The organism is Xenorhabdus bovienii (assembly GCF_024721015.1).
In the GTDB taxonomy this organism is placed as follows: domain Bacteria; phylum Pseudomonadota; class Gammaproteobacteria; order Enterobacterales; family Enterobacteriaceae; genus Xenorhabdus; species Xenorhabdus bovienii.
This window is the reverse complement of the sequence record NZ_JANAIF010000106.1, coordinates 1-7,754: the sequence shown is the minus strand read 5'-3', so window position 1 is coordinate 7,754 and position 7,754 is coordinate 1. Positions and strand designations below refer to the sequence as shown.

Genomic DNA, 7,754 nt, shown 5'->3' with positions numbered 1-7,754 from the left:
CGCATAGGTCAAAGAATTAAAGTCAAAGTCACCGTCTAAAGACGGTGGTTTTAAACCTTTCATATGGAAAAATAAATAACACACCTCAATGGGAATAGTCATAAATATTTATTAAAACCACCTCAATATCAGAACCTTCCATGATTTATTTATATTTTCTGATGTTGTGACTGATATCAATCATTGATAACCGAATTTTTTATACATGAGGTTCAATATGGCAAACAAAGCCGTTATTTTATTAAACGACACCACCGATCACGGGGGAAAAGTGATTACTGCTGTGGGTGGCTATACTTACAAAGGTATTCCTGTTGCCGGAGAATCGGATTTAGTCGAATGTCCTAAATGCGAAGGCGTTTTTCCTATTGTTGAGGGCAGTGATAATTTAAAAAATAATGGAAAATCTATCGCCGTGGAAGGTGTGCACACAGCATGTGGTGCAAAACTGATTGCCAGCCAGAAAGAGTTTCTCGCTTAATAAGGTGATAACCACTTTGGCCTATGGCGACACTGACGCGCTGCGCTTGTCTTCTCCGTATTACCGGGCTAATACATTAATCCGGTAACATGGAGAGATGAAATAATGCCTGCCAGAAAACGACTTACCTCCTCACCCTTTCCTCGTTTATCTCCTCGATTTTTGTTTTCCTCACTGCAAAAATAGGTGAGTTTCTGGGGTTTATTTATCCTTAAAAATCAATGCAATTAGCGTTACTCGCTTTTCTTGTATATATGCGCTAGAAATGAGGAATACGGTGAATAGTACAATACATCTCCTAGTGATCCCTCATTTTGTTAATCATTTTTAATCATCATTCCTCTGGTTAATGATAGTGAGTTCCTGCCCGTTGCGGGTAATCAGTCCATCATTTTCTAACTTGGTTAACCAACGACTGAAATTCTTCACATTCACCCCCATCGCCTTTAAATCATCACGCACAAGGGCAATGCTGCAAGGCTCTTTCAGGGCAGTGCGTGACCGGATGCACTGCCATAGTGCTGTGTGGTTATCTGTTTTATTGGGAATGTGTCCAATATCGTCCTCTTCAACTGGATCGCGCGGCCTGTCAATCAGAACCAGTGAGGTAATATCTCCACCGTCTTTATCGGTAAAAAGTTCAACCACACGCATATCATAGGCTTGGGTTTCCGGCTCTTCGGCATCTTTCATTTTGGTGCAGGTGATAACCAGCGCACCGCCTTTTTTCCCTTCCCGGTTGATCCGATATTCAACATCCAGCGCAGCCCGAAAAGCGCTAGAGCCTCTTGCGCCTTTGCTTTCATCTTTGCCGGAATGGTGAACCACCAGAATACTTGCCCCTGTTTTGGCTTTCAGTTCGTCACAGCCCCGAACGAATGCGCCCATATCTTTTGAATCATTTTCATCCGCGCCGCCAAAGCAGCGAGCGAGGGTATCCAGAATAATCAGGCGGACAGGCTGGTCTGTTTCAGTTTCAACCTGCCGGGCGGCAATCACCAGCTCATGCACTTCGGCAGGCGAGGCCGGAAAAACGGGAGTATTGATCAGGTACATATTTTCAACCGTCTGGCCGTTGACGATTTCCCATGCTTTGATGCGCCGTGGTACGCCGATCCCGCCTTCACCAACAACATACAGCACGGAACCCTGAGCAACCTGTTTACCTGCCCATGCCTTACCCGTAGCAATATGACAGCCCCATGCTCCCGCCAGAAAACTCTTGTATGATCCGCTCGCGCCGTAAATGCTGCACAGGGAATGCGCCGGAATAATGCCTTTAACAACGTAGTCTAACTGCGCGTCAAAGCCCTCAGAGCCGACTGACAGCGGTAACTTTGTTTTGCGATTTGGATAAATACTTTCGATATTGTCATAATTACGGTTTGCTATTGCATAGCTGTTCATCGGTTCCCTCACCTGATATAACGCCTTACTGAATGCCTGCTGTGCTGCCTCAATGCCATGTTGCTGCCGATAATCATCCCAATCGGTTTTATGCTCTGTGGGTGGCAACGTGACCCAACCATTCACTGCAAGGGCAGCTTTTGCTGCCGAGATTTTGCCAGTATTCACTTTCGGTTTACCGTTCTTATCGAGTTCACCGGGGTGATGCCAGTCATTATCTGCGGCAAGAATGATTTTCGTGTCCGGCCAGCGTTCCCTGACTGATTTGGCAACGGAGGGCAAATTGCCTGCATCCAGTGCCGCCAGAACAGTGCCTTTACAGAGTTGATTAACCGTGAGTGCCGTGGCGTAACCTTCGGTAATGATGACCGTGTAGGGGTACGCTTCCGGCTCTGACAACGCAATAAACGCCCCTTTTTTCTGGCTGCCGGATAATAATTTTTTCTCGCCATTGGGTTTGATGATCTGCGCGCCGGTGATTTTTTTATCCAGTGTTGTCAACGGCAGCACTACCGAATTGTCAGGCAACAGCCGCTGATTAGAGCAATACAGCCCTTTTGTCGTCAAATAGGGAGATTGCCCGGCAACAGTCTGCGCCATCAGTGCTGCAACTCTTTCGGCAATGGATTGTGTTGGATAGATAATTTCTTTGGTGGGCTTAGGTTCGGACAAAGGCAGTGCCAGCGCCTTCGCAACAACTTTGGCTGCTTCCGTAATTGTTATCCGGTTGGTTTTCGCTACTAAATCCAGTCCATCCCCATAATTCGGGGCGTCACACTGGCGGCAATGCCAGTTGCCGTGATGGTGATCATCGATGAAATGAAAGCGGTCAGTGCCGCCGCAGACAGGGCAGGCACCGTGCTTTCCCTTTGCCGGAACATCAATGCCACAGGCAGGCAGCAGATTTTGCCACGAATACATCGCCGATGTTTTCACGGTCTGGATCAGATCAAGCGGTTTTGGGTTGCCCGTTGTTTTTTGAACTGTAAATTCAGGGCGAGTTTGGGTATGCTGTGTATCAGCCATCGTTTTTACCTTAATTAACGGTTGTTGGTCAAACGCCTCAGATGTGGTCGGACACTCTGGGGCGTTGTGTTTTATGTTCGGTTCTTATGTCATCGTCTTTTCTGTGTTATCCCGCCCGTGATCCCGCAATACGCTGGGCGATCCAGTCATCAATCTCTGATTCAATAAAAGCCACTGAACGCGGGCCAATCTTGACCTGTTTCGGGAATGTGCCGTCACTAATCAGTTTGTAGATCCACGCTTTGCTGTAACCCGTTCTGCGCTGCACTTCCGGCAAACGAATAAAGTGTATTTTCACTGCTGTCATTGTCATATTAATTCTCCTGTTACCGAGTCCCTGAGCGCTCACCGTGGACGTTGTCTGATGACAGGCGGATTATTTAAAAAGCAAGACACAATGAACAGCGTTAATTAGTTATCTCTCGATGAAAATTAATGGGTTGCAAATCGTACTATCGGTTTTCTCTGTCGCGCAGCGGTTTAGCGAAATCATACGGCGTCACTGCTTTTTCCCGGTTCGCATCCAGATAATCCGCCCACCATTGCACCATCAGCCGCCGTTCATCCAGATGTTTCGATGTGTGAATATAGGCCGCCCGCACGTTGTTTCGTTCGATATGGCTTAACTGGCGCTCGATAGCGTCATCGCTCCACAGGCCGGATTCCCCCATTGCACCACGTGCCATTGTGCGGAAACTATGCCCGCAGAGGTCGGTTTGAGTATCGTACCCCATCGCGCGTAATGCCTTGTTAACCGTGTTTTCACTCATGACTTTCGCGGAATTATGATCGCTGGGGAACATCACGTCGCAGTTGCCGCTCAGTTCGTGTAAGGCGTTGATAAGACGAACCGCCTGACGGCTCAAGGGTACAATGTGATCCGTTTTCATTTTCATGCCGCGCTCAGAAAAGCGAACGCCTTTAATCGGTTGCCTTGTGGCGGGGATTTTCCATACTGCATTTTCAAGGTCGATTTCCTGCCAGCGGGCAAATCTCAGCTCACTGGAGCGGACAAACGTCAGCAGCGCTAGTTCTACCGCGATTTTGGTCAGTAAGCGTCCGTGGTAAGCAGACAATCGGTTCAGGAAATCAGGTAAACATTCATGGGGCAAGGCGGGGTGATGACGGGATTTTGCGGTGGTGAGTGCGCCGGTCATATCGTTAGCCGGGTTGGACTCCAGAATATCATTCTGGACGGCGTAGCGCATGATGGCGGTGATACGCTGGCGCAGCCGCTGGGCGATATCGTGCTTGCCCTGCTCATCAATGGTCTTGACGGGCGCTAAAAGCTGGCTGGTGCGTAATGTGGTAATATCGCTGGCGCCGATATGCGGGAAAATATACTGCTCAAGGCTGCGCAGGATTTTTTGACGGTGGCTGTCGCTCCAGCGTTTGTTACTGGCGTGCCATGCACGGGCGACCTGTTCAAAAGTGTTTACTTTGGCAGGAGAGGGAGCACCTCTTTTCTCAGCTTTGGGATCGATGCCCTGTGCCATCAGCTTCTTGGCTTCATCGCGTTTAGCGCGGGCATCGGCTAAGGATACAGCCGGATAAACACCGAACGCCAGACGGTCTTCTTTTCTATCGGTCGGGCGGTAATACTTTATACGCCAGTATTTCGAGCCGCGTGACGAGACTTCTAAATAGAGACCGCCACCATCGGCGAGTTTGTAGGTTCTTTCTTTGGGTTTTGCAGTTTCGATTTGTCGTGCGTTTAGTTTCATTATTAAGGGCATTCCTTTAATCGAACGGTAAGTGCCCCGAATTATGCCCTTCGCTGTATATTGATTGCAACAGACTAAACTAGACGTAGAAATAGGAAATAGTATTGATTTTTCAGGATTTGCTAAGAATTGTTTGACTTGGCTGGACTTCACTGGAAGTTGAAGTGGTGCCGGACTCGGAATCGTAGTTTGTTTTAACTATCTGAAATGAATGTAAAATAATCATAATTACCTTAAGTATACCAACCAATGTACCATCATTTTATATGTGTGATTGCAAATAAAGTCAATTATATTCAATTGGTTATGACAACATACCCTGCCAAACCTCACTGAAAAATCTTCAAGTCTGGACTGATTGTTCCGCTGCTTTTCCCTGCACTATTCAATAGATTACCGTCACCAAATCCGATATGTTTACTCATAACATATCAAAGCGATAAGTAAAGCCAGAAGGATAGATGCCTCATGACCAAAGCGGAGATAGCCAGCGCTGTTAATGAATGGTTCAACATTGAAAACTACAGCGTCCTGCAAAATTTGACAGTAGAACAGCTTTTCCAAGAGATAGAGAACAGGATTGTCGTCTATCGTATGGAACAATACCGGGCTGGGCTGTCTCCTGAAAATCTTCGCAGGCATCAGAAATATTACGAAGAGCTGATTGAAGGCAAGGTCGTGTTTGGTGATGTTTTCGGGGGGCCAGAAAAAAGACTGTCTTCCAGCTATGCCGTCAAGCCTGTAACACACCAAGGGCTATGGGAGGTGGCGGGTTATGTGGCTGCTTTCGATAAATACGTTAACCCGGAAGGAAAACCCCTACCTCATATGGAAGTCTCGCATTATCTGAAGGAAGCCGGGGCAAACAACGAAGGGTTGATGCTGGTTCAAATTAATCTGGCGGAAACTTCATCCGAAGAAATCATCAATCACCTGAAAGTCATGGTTCCTGAGTGGAAACAGCAGCTACAGGCTCCTGAACCTCAAGCCAGAAATTTTCGCTTTGGGGTCAGCAACCTCAAAAAAATACTCGATTACAACATCATCCCCATCATGGATTTGCTGTTCTGGGCGCAGGATGAAGAGGTCAGGATTGGTATGCCGCAACTGACCAGTTTTATCTACCCGGACGAGTTTAAAGATGGCATTCGTGACGTTGAGAAAATGAAGTCTACAGACCATCCGTTGGCAGTCAAGTATCTGACAAAGCTGGCTCGCTATCAGTCTTTTGTCGATTTTACATACAGATACGACGACAGAAGACACTGGAATGTTCAGGATCTGATCAGAGAGGAACTTGGTAAGGATGAGCAATCCGGTCAGGACTGATCTTCCAAGAGGCGGTGTGCTGCGCAATGCAAATATCGTCTATATACTCGTGATACTTCAAGTTGCATGTTGCTCTTGCAGCATTGTCCCCACAAGGCTTGGCACACATCACTGACCAAACATGCATCTTCAAGTTTATCGTGTATATTCACCTAAGCTGAACATACCCTGTTTTTTCTCTTTCAAAAATCTGCGTAAAAAACTTCTTCTCGAACGTCCCTCTTAAATCACAAGAAAAATCCATACAATTATCTCATCGAACAACACAGGAGATAAATATGGTTCAAATCAAAACAGATAAACATCCCAAGCTTATTCGTTTACCTGAGGTAATGAACAGAACTGGATTCGGGAAAACATGGATATATGAGCTTATTAAAGCGGGTTGCTTTCCCGCACAGATAAAAACAGGTGTAAGAGCAATCGCCTTTATTGAAAGTGAGGTAGATGCGTGGATTGAACTGGCTATTCAGGCATCACGAAAACAAGCAGTTTAACAAATATCATCCATGTAATGATCTAAGGAGGTTTTATGTAAATATAAGAAAATAAGACTGTTGTTAATAATACCCCTTGCCGAAATAATACATATTTCCTGTAAGGGAACTATCAATCAAAAAATAAAGAAGGTAATAAATATGCGTAATGCAATAACAGAAGTCCACGAAATCAAAGTCTACAATGAATCTACCAGATTATTCCTTGTGAAGTCATTTTATTGTTATGAGCTTTACATCAGTAATATGAAGGAATACATGGGCGATAGGTTTTTTTAAAAGGGTTGAAGACAGAGAATACATGGATGATGTATTTGATAAAGTAATAGAAAACAGCAAAGAAGGATTTAATAGGTTTCTAAAAGAATGTAAAAGCTCTGGCTCTCTCAGGGATGTTTTATTCGATGAGGTCAAAGTGAATCTGAGACATATGCACAACGTTATTTTTAACTCGAACTAATGGTTTTGTGATCGGTATATGGCCCCGGAAGGGGCTAATAATCAACTCAATAAAGGAACATTTAAATGAATGATAATATTGCAATATCAGTAAGTATGCTATGTGAGCAAACACCTGAAATACTCTTCACCATCCAAGCAAGCGTCAGTACGTTCATTGCGCTATGCGGGTATTCAGCCGAGGAAGTAATGGATGACGAAAACCTGACAGATGCGTTGAACAGTTATGTTAATAACGAACTGGTCAGTGAAATGGATTTAAGATACGGATCAGTGATCATTAATCTGGTTTATAAAAAGTAGTTATCTGTTTATCCCTGTTCCGGGACTAAATAAAATAAGTCAAACAAACATGTAAAAATGAGGATTGATTATGTCTAAAGAAACTATAGTAACAAATAAGTCTACACGGGTATTCCTTGATCTTGCTATAAGATCATTCGAGGCAAACTGGAAACTCTTTCAGGAGATAAATGGAGATGGAGACGCAAATGATTACCTTGATGATCCTGATTTTATGAGTCCATTCATAATGCACGTTATTGACCATATTCAGAATAACTTTGAGAAGTTTACGACCCAAGAAGGAGGTTACGGTGATATTAAGGAAGTTAACTTTGAGCAGATTGCTGCTCTGTTAGTGTGGCATTCAGAACGATTCAGAAAATAAGTTTTAATGTTGCCCCGCAAGGGGCTAACACTAAAAAAGTACATAAAACGGGAGCCAAAATTGATTGATGAATTTCATGTGATGTATACGCAATTAACTTGAAGATGCAGGAATTAAAGTCTGGAAATTATCTGTCAACCGGGTGGTGAGTTCTTTCGCTT

At 44.8% G+C, this 7,754-nt stretch carries 8 protein-coding genes; 5 read left to right on the top strand and 3 right to left on the bottom strand.

Translation table 11 applies throughout. The features are described 5' to 3' along the window. Positions 1 to 217 precede the first annotated feature (217 nt). Entirely contained in the window at positions 218 to 481 is a 264-nt protein-coding gene (locus NXS07_RS17805) for a PAAR domain-containing protein (protein WP_238099267.1), read from the top strand. A 327-nt stretch (positions 482 to 808) separates the two neighbouring features. Here the strand turns inward: NXS07_RS17805 and NXS07_RS17800 are convergent, their stop codons facing one another. From NXS07_RS17800 to NXS07_RS17790, 3 genes are all read right to left on the bottom strand, one after another. Continuing rightward, entirely contained in the window at positions 809 to 2,914 is a 2,106-nt protein-coding gene (locus NXS07_RS17800) for an AAA family ATPase (protein ID WP_438818394.1), read from the bottom strand. Between the two features lie 106 nt (positions 2,915 to 3,020). Continuing rightward, on the bottom strand, positions 3,021 to 3,227 hold the full coding sequence (locus NXS07_RS17795; protein WP_258087300.1) for a helix-turn-helix transcriptional regulator: 207 nt from the start codon (positions 3,225 to 3,227) through the stop codon (positions 3,021 to 3,023). A gap of 139 nt (positions 3,228 to 3,366) precedes the next feature. Beyond that, positions 3,367 to 4,638, bottom strand: a complete 1,272-nt coding sequence (locus NXS07_RS17790; RefSeq protein ID WP_258087299.1) for a tyrosine-type recombinase/integrase — start codon at positions 4,636 to 4,638, stop codon at positions 3,367 to 3,369. 468 nt (positions 4,639 to 5,106) lie between these two features. Between NXS07_RS17790 and NXS07_RS17785 the strand changes: the two genes are divergently transcribed. From NXS07_RS17785 to NXS07_RS17770, 4 genes are all read left to right on the top strand, one after another. Then, positions 5,107 to 5,967, top strand: coding sequence for a DUF6387 family protein (locus tag NXS07_RS17785; RefSeq protein WP_258087298.1), 861 nt, complete (start codon positions 5,107 to 5,109; stop codon positions 5,965 to 5,967). A gap of 278 nt (positions 5,968 to 6,245) precedes the next feature. Beyond that, positions 6,246 to 6,464, top strand: coding sequence for a helix-turn-helix transcriptional regulator (locus tag NXS07_RS17780; RefSeq protein ID WP_258087297.1), 219 nt, complete (start codon positions 6,246 to 6,248; stop codon positions 6,462 to 6,464). Positions 6,465 to 6,989: 525 nt separating this feature from the next. Further along, complete coding sequence (locus tag NXS07_RS17775; RefSeq protein WP_258087296.1) at positions 6,990 to 7,226, top strand: hypothetical protein; 237 nt, start codon at positions 6,990 to 6,992, stop codon at positions 7,224 to 7,226. A gap of 70 nt (positions 7,227 to 7,296) precedes the next feature. Further along, on the top strand, positions 7,297 to 7,593 hold the full coding sequence (locus NXS07_RS17770) for a hypothetical protein (RefSeq protein WP_258087295.1): 297 nt from the start codon (positions 7,297 to 7,299) through the stop codon (positions 7,591 to 7,593). Positions 7,594 to 7,754: the final 161 nt, after the last annotated feature.

Bases quoted from the DNA above. Each gene is read 5' to 3' on its own strand.
- NXS07_RS17805 (WP_238099267.1), top strand. From the start codon at position 218: ATGGCAAACAAAGCCGTTATTTTATTAAACGACACCACCGATCACGGG.
- NXS07_RS17800 (WP_438818394.1), bottom strand. From the start codon at position 2,914: ATGGCTGATACACAGCATACCCAAACTCGCCCTGAATTTACAGTTCAA.
- NXS07_RS17795 (WP_258087300.1), bottom strand. From the start codon at position 3,227: ATGACAATGACAGCAGTGAAAATACACTTTATTCGTTTGCCGGAAGTG.
- NXS07_RS17790 (WP_258087299.1), bottom strand. From the start codon at position 4,638: ATGAAACTAAACGCACGACAAATCGAAACTGCAAAACCCAAAGAAAGA.
- NXS07_RS17785 (WP_258087298.1), top strand. From the start codon at position 5,107: ATGACCAAAGCGGAGATAGCCAGCGCTGTTAATGAATGGTTCAACATT.
- NXS07_RS17780 (WP_258087297.1), top strand. From the start codon at position 6,246: ATGGTTCAAATCAAAACAGATAAACATCCCAAGCTTATTCGTTTACCT.
- NXS07_RS17775 (WP_258087296.1), top strand. From the start codon at position 6,990: ATGAATGATAATATTGCAATATCAGTAAGTATGCTATGTGAGCAAACA.
- NXS07_RS17770 (WP_258087295.1), top strand. From the start codon at position 7,297: ATGTCTAAAGAAACTATAGTAACAAATAAGTCTACACGGGTATTCCTT.